The sequence below is a fragment of the Sphingomonas sp. Sphisp66 genome, from assembly GCF_047324325.1.
Lineage (GTDB): Bacteria > Pseudomonadota > Alphaproteobacteria > Sphingomonadales > Sphingomonadaceae > Sphingomonas.
In genome coordinates this window covers 2,968,175-2,982,358 of sequence record NZ_CP168508.1, presented here as the reverse complement: position 1 = coordinate 2,982,358, position 14,184 = coordinate 2,968,175, and the positions used below count along the sequence as shown (strand labels likewise).

The following is a 14,184-nucleotide window of genomic DNA, read 5'->3' as shown; positions in this document are numbered from 1 at the left end:
CCCGACGGACATGAAAAAGCCCACCCCGGCACCGCGCCGGGGTGGGCTTTTTCTTGTCGTTCCTGCGCGCTCAGCGCCGGGCGGCAGGTGCTCCACCCTGGGGACGCGCCGCCGCGGTCTGGGGCTGGCCCGCCGGACGCGCGCCGGCATTGCGCCGCGCCATCGCCATGCTCAGCGCCGCCGCACCCTTGGGCGTCATCGCCGCCATGATCATCGCGGTCGAGCGCTCACGCATCCGCTGCGCGACCTTCATCTGGACTTCCATGTCGAGCTGCTCGAAGACCACTGCAGCGGCCTTGGGCTTCATCGCCTGATAGATGCGGGCGAGCTCGTCGAACTGCGAGTCCGCCGGATTGGCCGCGCCCGGGCCGCCCGCCATCTGCTGCTGCGCCTCGTCCTGCTTCTTGCGCGCCTCCGCATCGGCGGCGAGCCGGGCGGAGGCAGCCTTGGCCGCCTGCTCGCGCAGGTCGAGACCCCGCTTGCGGCGGGCGGCCGCGGCGTCGCGGGCGCTCATGTCCTGGGTGATCTCGTTGCCGAGCCGGGTCTGGCCGCCCGTGTCCTGCTGCCCGGTCGCGATCGTCGCCGCATTGGCGACCGCCGCTAGCCCGGCCACGCCAGCCGTGAGGAGAAGGAGCGAAGGGCGGGCCATCATGCGGCTTCCGCCATCTTCGCGTCGCCCTCGGCCTTGATCTCGCCGGTATCGTCGCGCTGAGCATTGGCCATGCCGACCGCATTGACGATCCGCTCGGCGGCGGCGTCGGCGATGCCGGTCATCAGGCTCAGCTCGTCGCGCAGCTCACGGGCGCGCTCGACCAGCTGGGCGTGGCGGGCGCAATCGGTGCCGAGCGTGTGCTTCATGTCCGACAGCACCGCGCGGGCCTGGACGGTGGCGACCTGCAGCGCCTCGACCACCTGGGTCAGCGCGCCGTCCTTCACGGTACGAAGGCTCTTCATCATCCGCACGCTCTGCACGAGCACGGCCATGCACAGGATGATCGTCAGCACATTGGCGAGTAGCGCGATGCTCATTGCTTCACCTTCTTGTCGGAGGAAACGTCGTTGACCAGGCGCACGGCGACCTTGCCGTTGCGCTGGCCGATCTGGCCCTGGGCGAGCTTCACGCCGCCACAGGCGATATCGAGGGAATCGTCGGGGCTCTTGTGGAGCGCGATGGTCTGGCCGATCTCGAGGTTGCGCAGCTCGGCGATCGACATCGCCTTCTCGCCGAGCAGCACGTTCATCGACACGCTGGTCTTGCGCACCTCGGCGGCCATGTGTGCCTCCCAGATGCTGTCGCGGCCGCTCTTCTCGCCCATGAAGCGCTGGAGCAGCTTGTCGCGCACCGGCTCGAGCGTCGCATAGGGGAACACCAGGGTGAAGCGCCCGCCGCGACCGTCCATGTCGACGCGGAAGGTCGCGGTGGCGCAGATGTTCGACACGCCGGCGATCGCCGCGAAGCGCGGATTGGTCTCGATACGCTCGAGGTTCATGTTGACCTCCTCGATCGGCGCGAACGCCTCCGAGAAGTCGTTCAGCGCCAGCGTCAGCATGCGCGAGACCAGGCCGGTCTCGATCGTGGTGAAGGCGCGGCCGTCGATCACCACCGGCGAACCGCCGCCGCGGCCGCCGAGCAGCGCATCGACCACCGAGTAGATCAGGCTGGAATCGACGGTGACGAGGCCGTAGCTCTCCCATTCCTCGATCTTGAACACGCCGACCATCGCCGGCAGCGCGACGCGGTTCATGAACTCGCCGAAGCGCGTGGAGGTCACTTCCTCCAGGCTGACGTCGACGCCGTCCGAGGTGAGGTTGCGCATCGAGCTGGCGAAGGTGCGCACCACCCGGTCGCAGACCACTTCGAGCATCGGCAGACGCTCATGGCTGATGACCTTGGATTCGATGACGGCGCGCAGGCCCTTCTTGCCCACCGTGGGCCCGAAATCGCCGAACAGCGCATCGATGTCCGCCTGGTCGAAGCTGCCGCCGACCAGGTCACCCGGAGGGGCAGGCGGATCCGGCAGGTCGAAATCCTCGAGATCGATCATTGCTGCACCAGATCCTGGATCAGAATGTCCTTCACCTTGCCATCGCCCAGCGTGGCGGTGGCGCGGACCATCATCTCTTCCTTGATGCGGAATACGGCGGCCGATCCGGCCAGGTCCTCGGGGCGCAGCTCGCGCAGGAAGGGTTGGAAGCTGTCGAGCACCAGCGGCAGCTTCTCCTTCAGCTCGTCCGCGGTGACGCCGTCGCCCGGCACGATCATGAAGTGCAGCTTCAGGAAGCGCGCCTGGCCGTCCGGCGAGCGCAGGTTGACCATCATCGCGGGGACGTCGACGAACGCGTCCTTGCCGCCGGCCTCGCCGCCTTCACCATGGCCGCCTTCGGCGCTCTTCTCTTCCTTCTTCTCCTCGCCATGCGCGTCCTTGGCCCCTTCGGCCTTGGCGCTGGGGCCGGAGAACAGGAAAGCGGCACCACCGCCACCGCCGAGCAGCAGCACGCCCGCCGCGGCACCGATGATGATGAGCTTCTTCTTCGACTTGGGCTTGGCTGCCTTCGCAGCCTCCGCGCCCTCCTCGATGATTTCCGGAGACGACATTCCCTGGTGACCTTCCGAAATCTGCACGCCGACACCGCGTCGGTGCATTTCCCTCTATTATAGGATCAGCGCCCGGCAATTGTTGCCTAGTGCGAATTTTTGAGGATCCGTCCGGTGGACATTTCTTCCTATGTGCTGCTCAGCCAGGAAACGGCGCTTCGCCGTCGTATGGACGTGGCGGCGAACAACCTCGCCAACATGAACACGGTTGGTTTCAAGCGCGAGCAGCCGGTCTTCCGCGAATATGTGGAGAAGACCGAGAGCGCGGTGAAGCCGGCGAACAAGACGGCGTTCGTGCTCGATTACGGCGCGGTCCATGATTTCAGCCAGGGCGGCTTCCAGCCGACCGGCAACCCGCTCGACGTGATGATCGAGGGGCAGGGCTATCTGTCGGTCGAGGCGCCGGACGGCTCGACTGCTTATACGCGCGCGGGCCAGCTCAAGATGCTGCCCTCGGGCGAGCTCGCCACCTCCAGCGGCAACCGCGTGCTGGGCGAGGGCGGCAAGCCCATCGTGATCCCGGCCGAGGCCGCGAACCAGGTGTCGATCGGCAAGGACGGCACGATCAACGGCCCCGGCGGGCCCTTTGGCCGCCTGACGGTGACCCAGTTCGACGAAGCCGGCGTGGATCCGCGCGGCGACGGCCTGTTTGCCGGCACCGGCGGCCGCGAGTTGCCCTCGGGCGAGACGCGCCTGATGGGTGGCGGCCTCGAAGGCTCGAACGTCAACGCGATCCAGGAAACCACCGACATGGTGGAGATCCTGCGCGCCTATCAGACCAGCCAGAACCTCTCACAGAGCATGAACGACATGCGCAAGTCGGCGATCGACAAGCTCAGTCGGGTCGGCTGACCCCCCGCCACAAGCATAAGGAACTGATCCATGCGTACGCTTTCCATCGCCGCGACGGGCATGCTCGCGCAGCAGACCAATGTCGATGTGATCTCGAACAACATCGCCAACATGAACACCACGGGCTTCAAGCGCCAGCGCGCCGAGTTCCAGGACCTTCTCTACGAGCAGGTCGTGCGTCCCGGCTCGTCGACCAGCGCCCAGACCCGCAGCCCCACCGGCATCCAGATCGGCTCGGGCGTGAAGACCGGCGCGATCTACCGGATCAACGAGCAGGGTTCGACCCAGCAGACCGACAACCAGTATGACCTGGCGATCCAGGGCCATGGCTATTTCCAGATCACGCTGCCCGACGGCTCGACCGGCTATACCCGCGACGGCTCGTTCGGCGTGTCGGACCAGGGCGAGCTGGTCAATTCGGACGGCTTCCCGGTCCAGCCGGGCATCACCGTGCCGCAGAACGCGGTGGGCGTCACCGTCTCGAAGACCGGCCAGGTCGATGTCGTCCTGGGCGGCGCCGATCCGACCCCGCAGACCATCGGCCAGCTCCAGCTCACCACCTTCGTCAACGAAGGCGGCCTGGAAGCCAAGGGCGGCAACCTGTTCCTCGAGACCGCGGCTTCCGGCGCGCCGATCACCGGCACCCCGGGCGATCCCGGCTTCGGCACGCTGATGCAGGGCTTCGTCGAGGCCTCGAACGTCAATCCGGTGGCCGAGATCACCGCGCTGATCACGGCGCAGCGCGCCTATGAGATGAACAGCCGCGTGGTGAAGACCGCTGACGAGATGCTGGCCACCACCAGCCAGCTGCGCTGATGATCAGCATCCTCGGCCTCGCGCTGCTCGCCTTCGGTACCCCCGAGGAAGTACCGGTCGCCGTACTCGGCCACGCCGTGCAGAAGGGCGACCGCATCGAGGCGGGCGATTTCTCGGTCGAGCCACGCCCCGCTGCTGCGGCGCGCGGTGCGCTCACCATCGATCAGGCTTCCGGCATGGAAGCCGCGCGCAACCTGCCCGCGGGCACGGTGGTGCGCCAGGCAGACCTGATGCGTCCGCAGATGGTCCGTCGGGGCGAGCCGGTGACGATACGGATCGTCAGCGGCCCGCTGATCATAACCGCGGCGGGCCGTGCGCTCGCCGGCGGCTCCAAGGGCGAGGCCGTGCGTGTCGTCGCCAATGCAACCAACCGCACGCTGGACGGGGTCATCGAGGCCTCGGGCATCGTGCGGATCGTCACGCCTTGAACTTGCAGCTTACAGGGAAAGTAGCATGCGTAAGATCATTCTGATTGCGGCGATGGCCGCCACGCTTTCGGGTTGCGGCGCCGTCGGGCGCCTGAAGCAGGTGGGCAAGGCCCCCAAGCTCTCCGAGATCCAGCCGGTCACTGCACCGGAGATCGAGCCGTCGCTGGCGATGCCGTCGGAGCGCGTCCGCGGCGCGACCGCCAACGGCACGGTGGCGATGCAGCAGCCCCAGCCGGGCAGCAGCGCCTCGCTGTTCCGCACCGGTGCCGGCGCGCTGTTCCGCGATCAGCGCGCGAACAAGCTCGGCGACATCCTGACGATCAAGATCAACATCGCCGACAAGGCGGACCTGGGCAACAACACCTCGCGCACCCGCGGCGGCAGCGAGAGCGGCGGCCTGGGCGGCCTGCTCAACATCAGCCCGGTCAAGAAGCTGCTCGGCGCCGACGCCAATGCCGCGCTCGAGACCAATTCGGGCTCGAAATATGCCGGCGGCGGCACCACTGCGCGTTCGGAGAACATCAACATGACGATGGCCGCCATCGTCACCCAGGTGCTCCCCAACGGCAATTTGATGATCAAGGGCCGCCAGGAGGTCCGCGTGAACTTCGAGATGCGCGAGCTGATCATCACCGGCCTGATCCGGCCCGAGGACATCGCCCGCGACAATTCGATCCGCCACTCGCAGATCGCCGAGGCGCGCGTGATCTATGGCGGCAAGGGCCAGCTCACCGACGCGCAGCAGGCGCGCTGGGGCCAGCAGATCTACGACGCGCTCTTCCCGTTCTGAGTTCGTCCACAAGCCTGACATGAGGATCGCCTCGCAGCCCGTGCTGCGGGGCGATTTTCGTTTCTCCCTCTCCTCGCTGGCGGGGAGAGGGAGATTTCGCATCTCCCCTTGCTCTCCCGCCTCCCCAGGCCGTCATCCCGACGAAAGTCGGGATCTCAGGCGAACGCGGGGAAGGAGCCGCATGAGATCCCGGCTTCCGCCGGGATGACGGTGGAGGCCAAAATCCCCGTTAACTATCTGTTAACCATTTAAATTCTCCGGATAATTTGGGTCATCCTATAATTTTTCCCACAATGAACATGCGGGACATACCGATCATGTCTCCGTCGCGAACCGGCGTCTCCGGTTCGGGCCGCAGAAGCAGCCCCTCGATCCAAGAAGGATAGTAACATGGCATTTTCGGTTAACACCAACGTCGGTGCGATGGCGGCTCTCCAGAGCCTCAACGAGACCAACAAGGGCCTGTCGCAGGTTCAGAGCCGCATCAACACCGGCCTGAAGGTTGCGTCGACCAAGGACGACTCGGCTTCGTACACCATTGCTCAGGGCCTGCGTGGCGACATGGGCGGCCTCGCTGCCGTGTCTTCGTCGCTGAGCCGCGCCAAGAGCGTGACCGACGTGGCGGTGGCTGGCGCCGAGCAGATCTCGGACGTCGTGAACCAGATGAAGGCGAAGGCCTACCAGGCTGCCGACTCCGGTATCGACACGGCGACCCGTGACGCGCTCAACGGGGACTTCGTTGCCCTGCGTGACCAGATCACCACGATCGTGAACTCGTCTGACTTCAACGGCACGAACCTGCTGAAGACCGGCGGTGGCACCGTTTCGGCCCTTCAGTCGCTGAAGGACTCGAACACCGGCTCCACCACCTGGGATCCGGACTCGCTCAGCGTTGCCAACCAGGCTCTTGACCTGGGCGGCGCGACCGTGACGATCGCTTCGGGCGCCACCATCAGCACCCAGGCGACTGCCCAGGCGATGATCGACACGATCACCACCACCCAGTCGAACCTGAAGACCAGCCTCAGCACCCTGGGCGCTGCCTCGCGCAAGATCGACGCGCAGTCGACCTTCACGAGCAAGCTCTCGGACGTGATCGAAGGCGGCATCGGCAACCTCGTCGACGCCGATCTGGCGAAGGAATCGGCGAAGCTGCAGGCCCTTCAGGTCAAGCAGCAGCTCGGCGTGCAGGCTCTGTCGATCGCCAACCAGGCGCCGTCGACCATCACGTCGCTGTTCCGTTAAGGCCAGACTTTTTCCCTGGAGTCTATGGCCCTGACGAGGAGGCCGGGACGCAAGCCCCGGCCTCCTTTTTTTGTGTCCTTTGGGTCGGTTTCGGCGCGTTCGCGCGTCTCTCTTGGTTGACGCCTCTATAATGATCCCAAGAGGAGAATAGGTCTTGTTTCCCAGGATCAGAGAAATCACCGATGCGTTCGGCGGCCGCCTGCAGGTGAGCGTCGAGGAGCATCCGTCGGGCGCGCTCGTCGTGCTCGAGCGTCCGGACATCACCGGCCGGCCGCGCATCATGCTCGACGGCTACGGCGTGGACGTGCTGTCGGGCTACATCATGTCGGCGCGCCTGGCCGTGCCGCACGGGCTTCCGGACGAGCATATCGACGGCGTCTTCGCCACGCGCTTCCGCCTGGGGCTCGATCCCTGCGCGCAGCTGGCGCTCGCCCAATCGGGCGGTCCGGCGCTGGATATCCCGGCGCCCTTCTGGGACCGGCTCTATGCCGAGCTGTGCCTGGTCGCGGCGCACGCCCGCGAGCTCGGCCGCCGCGCCGAGGCGCGGGTCCATTGATTCCGCAAAACCACATACGGGCTTGCCCGTACTTCGCCGGGGGCCGCATTTGCGGCATCTAGGACAAAATTCACACGAACGGGTCGGGGGCAGACAAATGGGCGTAAGTGAAATGGCGTATGGTTCCGTAGCTTCGGGTAGCTTCACGGTGTCGCTCACTCTCAAGGTCGAAGATGTTCGTGCCCTCTGGGCGGCCGCTGCCGATCGCGCGCTGGCCGCGCCGGGGATGACGCTGGCGGACGTGCTGGACACGATCGGCCCGCGCGAGGATCCGTCGATCGCCGAGTGCATCGCGATGCTCACCGCGCCGGCGGCGCTGCCGGGCTGCGCGCTCGACGCCTATGAAGTGATCGAGGCCGATCTCGAGCTGGCACCGGTGCAGATCATCCAGCTGCCCACCCAGCCGGTCCTGCGCGCCGCGCACGCCTGAACCATCCATCTTCCGGAACAGCGAACGGGGTCCTTCGGGGCCCCGTTTTCGGTTGCCCGGACGTGATGCCGCCCGCCGGTCGGCGCGTCTCGCGCGCACAAAAAAAGACGGGCCGGTGGAGGAGGAACCGGCCCGTCTCTTTTAAGCGAAAGGAAAACAGGGCGCCTGGGCGCCGGTGGAGAGGCGGACGGATCGCGAGGGGATTGATACGTCCGCCCGCCTCTCTTCTTTCATTATAGGAAGAGGGGAGGGGCGGCCCAAACGCCACCGCCTCCGGAAAAACCCTAGGCGCCGGTGCCCGTGTCGGTGCCGGTGCCGCCCGTGCCGCCGGTGGCGGGCGCGGCGCCGACGCGGATCAGCTTGCTCGCGTCCACTTCGTTGCCGTTCACCGTCACCAGGACCGAGCCGTTGGCGAGCTGCACGTCGTTCACCACGCCGATGCTGTGCACCGTGGTGTTGGTGATCTCGGTGCCCGAGGCGTCGAGCGCCTTGATCGACAGCGAATATTTGCCCGCGGGCATTTCCTTGCCGTCCGAGGTCAGGCCGTCCCAGGCGAGCGTGCCCTGGTCGCCCTTCACTTCCACCGTGCGGGTATCGACCACCTTGCCCGAGGAATCGGTGATCGTGGCAACGACCGAGGTGGCGGTGCGCGGGGTCGTCCAGCTCCACTGCGCGGCCTGGGTGTCGCTCAGGCCCGAGACCGGCGTGTCCACTTCCACCGCGCGGCCGATCAGCGACGAGGCCTGGGTCAGGTTCTGCGTGCCGAGCGTCGACAGGATGTCCTTCAGCGTCGAGGTCTGCGCCATCGACTGCTCGACCTGCGAATACTGCACCAGCTGCTGGGTGTACTGGCTGGTGTCCATCGGGCTCAGCGGGTCCTGGTTCTGCATCTGCGTGGTCAGCAGCTTCAGGAACATCGTGAAGTCGGCGTTCAGGCCAGTGCTGTTCGGATTGGCCGTGTTCGTCGTCGTGTTGGTGGTGTTGTTCGTATTGACGGTAGTCATGCTGAAGCGCTCCTAGGCGAGGAGATCGACCTGGCCGTCACCGCGGATTTCGCGATAGGCCGGCTGGGCGGTTTCGGATTCGTCATTGCCGGCGAATTGGCCGCCGCGATTGTTCTGGCCCTGCTGCTGCTGGGCCTGTGCGTTGCTGCCTTCGCCGCGGCTCTCGAAGCGGAAGCTCTGCGCGTCGGAGCGAATGCCCGCCTGGTCGAGCGCGCGGCCGAGATCGGGCGCGTCCTGGCGGAGCAGGTCGAGTGCGTGCTGGCTCTCCGCGCGCACCGTGGCGTGCATCTTGCCGCTGTCGTCGAACGACAGCGTCACTTCGACCTTGCCGAGATTGTCCGGGCTCAGGCGGACGCGCAGCGTATCTTCGCCGGCCTCCACCTTGCGCGCGATCTCGACGCCCATCTGCTGGCCGAGATGGCCCGGGCGCGCCGCGATCACCGGCTCGGCCGCGGCCACGGCAGGCGCGGCCTGGGTGCGGGCGGCCTCGGTGGCGTGATGGGTCGGCGTCGGCACGGCGGCGGAGTCCTGGCGCAGCGTGAACGCCGGCGCCTGGCCGCGCTCGTCGCCGGCGGCATTGTCGTTCTTCTGGCCGGACTTGCCGGCGATCGCCGAGGTCGCGGCCTCGAGCTTGTCGTTCACGGTGGGCTCAGCACCCTTTGCGTCGGCCGAAGCCAGTTTGGCATCGGCCTTGCGCGTACCGGTCGAGACGTCGCCGAACTGGCGCGTGGTCGAAGGCTGCGGCTTCACCGCGACTTCGGGCTGCACGGGCGCCTGGGTAACGGCGACCGCGACCATGTCGACGGCTGGCGTATCGGCCGGGATCATCGCAGTATCGGCCGGGGGCAATGCCGCGTCGTCGCCGGCGAGGCGCGGGCCGCGCTTGACCGGGGCCTTGGGCTCCTCGGCCGGCGCTTCGGCCTTCACCTCGGCTGCCGGTTCGGCAGGGGAGGGCAGGGTACCCTGCGTGGCGGGATCGGGTTGCACCGCTGCGGCGGGCTTGCCCGGCTTGGCGGGCTTGGCCTCGAAGGGCGGCGTCGCGACGACCGGCTTGTCCGGGGTCGCGGGCAGGGCAGCGGCGGGTTCTTCCGCCGTGACCGGCAATGCGTCTACCGGTGTCTGCGCCGTCGGTGCGGCCGGGACGAGGGTCTCGGGCAGCGCATCGGCGGCCGGCGCGGGCATTGCCGTCGCGGTCTCGGTCGCCGGAGCCGTCGCGATGGCGGCCGGGGCGGCAGTGGTGAGCAGCTGCGCCATGCTCAGCGAGGTCGCCGGAGCAAGCGCGTCATTGGCGGCCGTCGGGGTCGCGCCCGTGGCGGGCACGGCGAGCTTGGCCGGGGTTCCCATGGGCGACGGTGCGCCGAGCATCAGCCCGAGCGTCTGGGCGAAGCCGGTGCCGGCATCGCCGGGGTTGGCGCCCCCGGCGCCGAGCAGACCAGCGAACCCGATATTGTTTATCTGCATTCAGGCGCCTCATGGGCGGGCGTCTGGGCCCGCATTATTCCTTATAGGACGGTCGCGACCAACCGGGTCGGGACCCTATCCAATTGTCCCCAGCGCACGGATGCGGGCGCGGGCGTGGATCTCGTTCTGCGACAGCACCACCGTGGCCGGGCGCACGCGCTCGATGATCGAGCGGACGAACGGGCGGATCGCCGGGCTGGTCAGCATGCAGGGGATCTCGCCGTCCTGCGCCAGCCGGTCATAGGTCTCGCGGACATGCTGGATGAACTTGTGCAGCGAGCTGGGCGCCATGGCGAGCTGGCGGTCGTCGCCCTGGCCCAGGATGCTCTCGGCGAACTCCATGTCCCATTCGGGCGACAGGGTGACGACCGGGATCGCCTCGCCGCGCACCTGCGATGCGCTGATCTGCCGGGCCAGGCGCGAGCGGACATGCTCGGTCATCTGGGTCAGGTTGCTGGTCAGCGGCGCCGCCTCGGCGATCCCTTCCAGGATCGTCGGGATGTCGCGGATCGAGATGCTCTCCGAAAGCAGGTTCTGCAGGATGCGCTGCACGCTCGAGACCGAAACCTTGCTGGGGACGATGTCGGCGACCAGCTTCTCCGATTCCTTGTGGACTTCGGTGAGCAGCTTCTGCGTCTCGGTATAGGAGAGCAGGTCGGCGATGTTCTCCTTGACCAGCTCGGTCAGGTGGGTGGTGATGATCGTGCCGCACTCGACCACGGTCAGGCCGCGGAAGCCCGCCTCGTCGCGCAGCTCGCGATCGATCCACAGCGCGGGGAGGCCGAAGACCGGCTCGGTGGTCGGCTCGCCGGGCAGGCCGGCCGGGCCGCCGCCCGGATTGATCATCAGCAGCTTGTCGATGCGGATCTCGCCGCGCGCCGCCTCGGTCTCCTTGATCGTGATCACATACTCGTTGGGCTTCAAGCCCATATTGTCGATGATGCGGACCGAGGGGAGGACGAAGCCGAAATCGGTCGCCATCTGGCGGCGCAGCGCGCGTACCTGGTCGTCGAGGCGCGGCTCGCGCTCGGCCTCGTTGATCATCGGCAGCAGCGCATAGCCGATCTCGATGCGGACGGCGTCGATCGCCAGCGTCTGCGAGATCGGCTGCTCGACCACGGCGGTGGCGGCCTGCTCCTGTGCCTCGACGAGCTTCTCCATCGCGGCCTTGGCGGCGGCGTTGCGGCTCATCTTCCACGCGGCGAAGCCCGAGGCGGCCGAGAAGATGGCGAAGGGCAGGAAGGGCATGCCCGGCATGATCGCCAGCGCGCCCATCAGGAACGAGACCATCCCGAACGCCTTCGGGTAGCGGCCCATCTGCTCGCCCAGCGCGGTGCCGGTCTTGCCCTTCACGCCGCCCTTGGAGACGAGCAGGCCTGCGGCAATCGAGATGATCAGCGCCGGGATCTGGCTGACCAGGCCGTCGCCGGCGGTCAGCACGGTATAGGTGTGGAACGCCTCGCCGATCGGCACGCCGTGCGAGACGACGCCGATGGTCAGGCCGACGACGATGTTGACCGCGGTGATCAGCAGGCCGGCGATCGCGTCGCCCTTCACGAACTTCGAGGCACCGTCCATCGAGCCGTAGAAGCCGCTCTCGGCTTCCACTTCGGCGCGGCGGGCCTTGGCCTGGTCCTCGTTGATCATGCCGGCCGAAAGGTCGGCGTCGATCGCCATCTGCTTGCCGGGCATCGAGTCCAGGCTGAAGCGCGCGGCGACTTCGGCGATACGGCCGGCGCCCTTGGTGATGACGACGAAGTTGATGACGATCAGGATGATGAAGATGGTCAGGCCGATGATGACCTCGCCGCCCATCAGGAACTCGCCGAAGGCCCCGATCACGCCGCCCGCCGCATTGTGGCCCTCATGGCCGTGGGTCAGGATCAGGCGGGTCGAGGCGAGGTTGAGGCCCAGCCGCAGCATCGTCGCGACCAGCAGGATCGTCGGGAAGGCGCTGAGCTCCAGCGGCTTCTCGATGAACAGTGCGGTCATCAGGATCATCACCGACACGGTGATCGACAGGGCCAGGCCCAGGTCGAGCAGCCAGCCCGGGATCGGCAGGATGAGCATCGCGATGATCGCGATCACACCGACCGCGAGCGCCATGTCGCGGTTCGCACCGATCTTCTGCATGAAGTTGATGATCACGGGAGGCATCAGGGGCGAGCTTTCCAAACAGCCTTGGCCGGCGCCGAGGGCGACTGGCCGAGCGTGAAGCGATGGCAGAGCGCTGCGCTGGGCAGCACCTGCGGCAGGTCAGCCTCCGCCTGGGGCAGGCGGAGGCTCTGGATGGCGAAGAGCGGACGCGGGCTCATGCCGCGGGCGGCACGGCGATGCCGCCTTCGATGAAGGTGCGCAGCTTGTTGCGCATCGTGCGCACCGAGATGCCCAGGATGTTCGAGGCCGAGGTGCGGTTGCCCTGGCAGCGCTCCAGCGTGCCGAGGATCAGCTCGCGCTCCACCTCTTCCACGGTGCGGCCGATCAGGCTGTCGACTTCGATCCGGCCGTCCGCCGCGGGCAGCGACACGATCGCTTCCAGGGGCGAGCCGTCGGCGCGGGTCAGGTCCTCGGCTTCGATGCGGGTCCCGCGCGCCAGCAGTGCGGCGCGGTGGATGCATTCCTTGAGCTCGCGGATGTTGCCCGGCCAGCCATAGGCGCGCAGCACCGCCATCGCGGCCGGCGAGAGCGGGCGGGCGGGAAGCCCGTCGGCCTCGGCGAACTGCGCGACGAAATGCTCGGCCAGCGCGGCGATGTCGTCGCCATGCTCGGTGAGCGGCGGCACCTCGATGCGCGCCAGGCTCAGGCGGACGAGCAGGTCCTCGCGGAAGCTGCCGGCTTCCACCGCCAGCTCCAGGTCCATGCCGGTCGACGCGATCAGCCGCGCCTCGAAGGGCACGTCCTCGGTGCCGCCGAGGCGGCGGAAGCGCTTCTCGATCAGCGCGGCGAGCAGCCGGGCCTGGGTGGCCGGTGCCAGTGCGCCGACTTCGCGCAGGAAGATCGTGCCGGTGCGGGCGCTTTCGAGGCGGCCGACGCGGCGGGCGGCGGCGCCCGGAAAGGCATCCGCCTCGTGCCCGAACAGCTCGGACTCCAGCACGTCGGCGGCGACGCCGGCGCACTCGACCGAGACGAGCGGGTCCGCGCGGCCCGAGAGCCGGTGGATCTCGCGCGCCATCATCTCCTTGCCGCTGCCCTTGCCGCCGGTGACGAGCACCGGGGCGGGGCTCGGCGCGACCGCGGCGCCCAGCGCCATGGCCCGTTCGAGCACCGGGTGGCCGCCGATGCGTACCTGCGCCTGGCGTTCGACCACCGAAGCGATGGCGGCGGCGATCAGCTCGCGCTGCGGGGGCAGGGGCACATAGTCACGGGCGCCGGCACGGATCGCCGCCACCGCGCGCTCGGCCGGGGCGGAGATGCCGCAGGCCAGCACGGGAACGACGAAGCGCTCGCGGCGCAGGTCGCCCAGGAAGCCGACGGCGTCTTCCAGCACGTCGATCATCACCAGGTCAGCGCCCTGCTCGCGCAGCGTCTCGAGCGCGGGGGCGGGCGCGTCGGCCATGGTGACCTCGGCGCCGGCGCCCTGCGCCAGCTCGGCGGCGCGGCGAAATTCGCTGCCCGGCGCGCCGATCAGCAGCATCCGGATCGGTCCCATGCTCAATGCTCGGCCCGCACGATCTCGGTGAGCGTCACGCCCAGGGCATTGTCGATCAGGACGACTTCGCCGCGGGCGATCAGCCGGTCGTTGACGAAGATGTCCACCGGCTCGCCGACGCGGCGGTCGAGCTCGACCACGGTGCCGGCACCCAAATGCAGCAGCTCGCCGATCGGCATGCGGGCCCGGCCCAGCACTGCCTGCACCCGCACCGGCACGTCATGGACGGCCTCGAGGCCCTCGGTGCCCTGCGGGGCTTCGCCGCTCGGGTTGATGTCGAAATCCTCGAACACCGGCGCGGGCTGATCCGCGGTGGTTTCGGTCGGGATGATGTCGTGGGGTTCGATATCCATGGTC

Annotated in this window: 17 protein-coding genes; 7 read left to right on the top strand and 10 right to left on the bottom strand. The window is 67.9% G+C overall.

The features are described from left to right. Positions 1-70: 70 nt before the first annotated feature. Genes ACEN8G_RS13840 through ACEN8G_RS13825 form a run of 4 tightly spaced genes read right to left on the bottom strand, consistent with a single transcriptional unit; the run spans position 71 to position 2,596 of the window. Positions 71-613 (bottom strand): MotE family protein, encoded by a 543-nt coding sequence (locus ACEN8G_RS13840; RefSeq protein WP_413740590.1) that lies wholly within the window; start codon positions 611-613, stop codon positions 71-73. Positions 614-648: 35 nt separating this feature from the next. After that, the gene (locus ACEN8G_RS13835; protein ID WP_413415987.1) at positions 649-1,029 is read right to left on the bottom strand and encodes a DUF6468 domain-containing protein; all 381 of its coding nucleotides are present in this window, start codon (positions 1,027-1,029) and stop codon (positions 649-651) included. Continuing rightward, the gene (gene fliM / locus ACEN8G_RS13830; protein ID WP_413415986.1) at positions 1,026-2,045 is read right to left on the bottom strand and encodes a flagellar motor switch protein FliM; all 1,020 of its coding nucleotides are present in this window, start codon (positions 2,043-2,045) and stop codon (positions 1,026-1,028) included. Before fliM ends, ACEN8G_RS13835 begins: the two co-directional genes overlap by 4 nt. Next, on the bottom strand, positions 2,042-2,596 hold the full coding sequence (locus ACEN8G_RS13825) for a flagellar basal body-associated FliL family protein (protein WP_413415985.1): 555 nt from the start codon (positions 2,594-2,596) through the stop codon (positions 2,042-2,044). Before ACEN8G_RS13825 ends, fliM begins: the two co-directional genes overlap by 4 nt. 114 nt (positions 2,597-2,710) lie before the next feature. On the opposite strand from ACEN8G_RS13825, the gene ACEN8G_RS13820 reads away from it, so the two are divergent. From ACEN8G_RS13820 to ACEN8G_RS13790, 7 genes are all read left to right on the top strand, one after another. After that, positions 2,711-3,448, top strand: a complete 738-nt coding sequence (locus ACEN8G_RS13820; protein WP_307120187.1) for a flagellar hook-basal body protein — start codon at positions 2,711-2,713, stop codon at positions 3,446-3,448. 30 nt (positions 3,449-3,478) lie between these two features. Further along, positions 3,479-4,264: a flagellar basal-body rod protein FlgG gene (flgG, locus tag ACEN8G_RS13815; protein WP_307120188.1), complete on the top strand. Its 786-nt coding sequence runs from the start codon at positions 3,479-3,481 to the stop codon at positions 4,262-4,264. Beyond that, the gene (gene flgA, locus ACEN8G_RS13810) at positions 4,264-4,692 is read left to right on the top strand and encodes a flagellar basal body P-ring formation chaperone FlgA (RefSeq protein ID WP_307120189.1); all 429 of its coding nucleotides are present in this window, start codon (positions 4,264-4,266) and stop codon (positions 4,690-4,692) included. The genes flgG and flgA overlap by 1 nt, the downstream gene beginning before the upstream one ends. A 25-nt stretch (positions 4,693-4,717) precedes the next feature. Then, positions 4,718-5,482 carry a flagellar basal body L-ring protein FlgH gene (gene flgH, locus ACEN8G_RS13805; RefSeq protein WP_413415984.1) on the top strand — a complete coding sequence of 255 codons (765 nt, stop codon included), beginning with the start codon at positions 4,718-4,720 and terminating at the stop codon, positions 5,480-5,482. Between the two features lie 390 nt (positions 5,483-5,872). Further along, entirely contained in the window at positions 5,873-6,727 is an 855-nt protein-coding gene (locus ACEN8G_RS13800; protein ID WP_307120191.1) for a flagellin, read from the top strand. A 154-nt stretch (positions 6,728-6,881) separates the two neighbouring features. After that, complete coding sequence (locus tag ACEN8G_RS13795; protein ID WP_307120192.1) at positions 6,882-7,283, top strand: hypothetical protein; 402 nt, start codon at positions 6,882-6,884, stop codon at positions 7,281-7,283. Positions 7,284-7,431: 148 nt separating this feature from the next. Next, the gene (locus ACEN8G_RS13790) at positions 7,432-7,713 is read left to right on the top strand and encodes a hypothetical protein (RefSeq protein WP_413417309.1); all 282 of its coding nucleotides are present in this window, start codon (positions 7,432-7,434) and stop codon (positions 7,711-7,713) included. Between the two features lie 284 nt (positions 7,714-7,997). Here ACEN8G_RS13790 and ACEN8G_RS13785 read toward each other — a convergent pair whose 3' ends face one another. The 6 genes from ACEN8G_RS13785 to fliN all read right to left on the bottom strand — a co-directional run bounded on the left by ACEN8G_RS13785 (position 7,998) and on the right by fliN (position 14,180). Continuing rightward, positions 7,998-8,717 (bottom strand): flagellar hook assembly protein FlgD, encoded by a 720-nt coding sequence (locus ACEN8G_RS13785; protein WP_413417307.1) that lies wholly within the window; start codon positions 8,715-8,717, stop codon positions 7,998-8,000. A gap of 12 nt (positions 8,718-8,729) precedes the next feature. Continuing rightward, entirely contained in the window at positions 8,730-10,178 is a 1,449-nt protein-coding gene (locus ACEN8G_RS13780; RefSeq protein WP_413417305.1) for a flagellar hook-length control protein FliK, read from the bottom strand. 75 nt (positions 10,179-10,253) lie between these two features. After that, on the bottom strand, positions 10,254-12,335 hold the full coding sequence (gene flhA, locus ACEN8G_RS13775; RefSeq protein WP_413417303.1) for a flagellar biosynthesis protein FlhA: 2,082 nt from the start codon (positions 12,333-12,335) through the stop codon (positions 10,254-10,256). Continuing rightward, entirely contained in the window at positions 12,335-12,493 is a 159-nt protein-coding gene (locus ACEN8G_RS13770; protein ID WP_307120197.1) for a hypothetical protein, read from the bottom strand. Before ACEN8G_RS13770 ends, flhA begins: the two co-directional genes overlap by 1 nt. Next, entirely contained in the window at positions 12,490-13,827 is a 1,338-nt protein-coding gene (locus ACEN8G_RS13765; protein ID WP_413417301.1) for a sigma-54-dependent transcriptional regulator, read from the bottom strand. Before ACEN8G_RS13765 ends, ACEN8G_RS13770 begins: the two co-directional genes overlap by 4 nt. A 2-nt stretch (positions 13,828-13,829) precedes the next feature. After that, the gene (fliN, locus tag ACEN8G_RS13760; protein WP_307120199.1) at positions 13,830-14,180 is read right to left on the bottom strand and encodes a flagellar motor switch protein FliN; all 351 of its coding nucleotides are present in this window, start codon (positions 14,178-14,180) and stop codon (positions 13,830-13,832) included. Positions 14,181-14,184 lie beyond the last annotated feature (4 nt).

Bases quoted from the DNA above. Each gene is read 5' to 3' on its own strand.
- ACEN8G_RS13835 (WP_413415987.1), bottom strand. From the start codon at position 1,029: ATGAGCATCGCGCTACTCGCCAATGTGCTGACGATCATCCTGTGCATG.
- fliM (WP_413415986.1), bottom strand. From the start codon at position 2,045: ATGATCGATCTCGAGGATTTCGACCTGCCGGATCCGCCTGCCCCTCCG.
- ACEN8G_RS13825 (WP_413415985.1), bottom strand. From the start codon at position 2,596: ATGTCGTCTCCGGAAATCATCGAGGAGGGCGCGGAGGCTGCGAAGGCA.
- flgG (WP_307120188.1), top strand. From the start codon at position 3,479: ATGCGTACGCTTTCCATCGCCGCGACGGGCATGCTCGCGCAGCAGACC.
- flgA (WP_307120189.1), top strand. From the start codon at position 4,264: ATGATCAGCATCCTCGGCCTCGCGCTGCTCGCCTTCGGTACCCCCGAG.
- flgH (WP_413415984.1), top strand. From the start codon at position 4,718: ATGCGTAAGATCATTCTGATTGCGGCGATGGCCGCCACGCTTTCGGGT.
- ACEN8G_RS13800 (WP_307120191.1), top strand. From the start codon at position 5,873: ATGGCATTTTCGGTTAACACCAACGTCGGTGCGATGGCGGCTCTCCAG.
- ACEN8G_RS13785 (WP_413417307.1), bottom strand. From the start codon at position 8,717: ATGACTACCGTCAATACGAACAACACCACCAACACGACGACGAACACG.
- ACEN8G_RS13780 (WP_413417305.1), bottom strand. From the start codon at position 10,178: ATGCAGATAAACAATATCGGGTTCGCTGGTCTGCTCGGCGCCGGGGGC.
- flhA (WP_413417303.1), bottom strand. From the start codon at position 12,335: ATGCCTCCCGTGATCATCAACTTCATGCAGAAGATCGGTGCGAACCGC.
- ACEN8G_RS13770 (WP_307120197.1), bottom strand. From the start codon at position 12,493: ATGAGCCCGCGTCCGCTCTTCGCCATCCAGAGCCTCCGCCTGCCCCAG.
- ACEN8G_RS13765 (WP_413417301.1), bottom strand. From the start codon at position 13,827: ATGGGACCGATCCGGATGCTGCTGATCGGCGCGCCGGGCAGCGAATTT.
- fliN (WP_307120199.1), bottom strand. From the start codon at position 14,180: ATGGATATCGAACCCCACGACATCATCCCGACCGAAACCACCGCGGAT.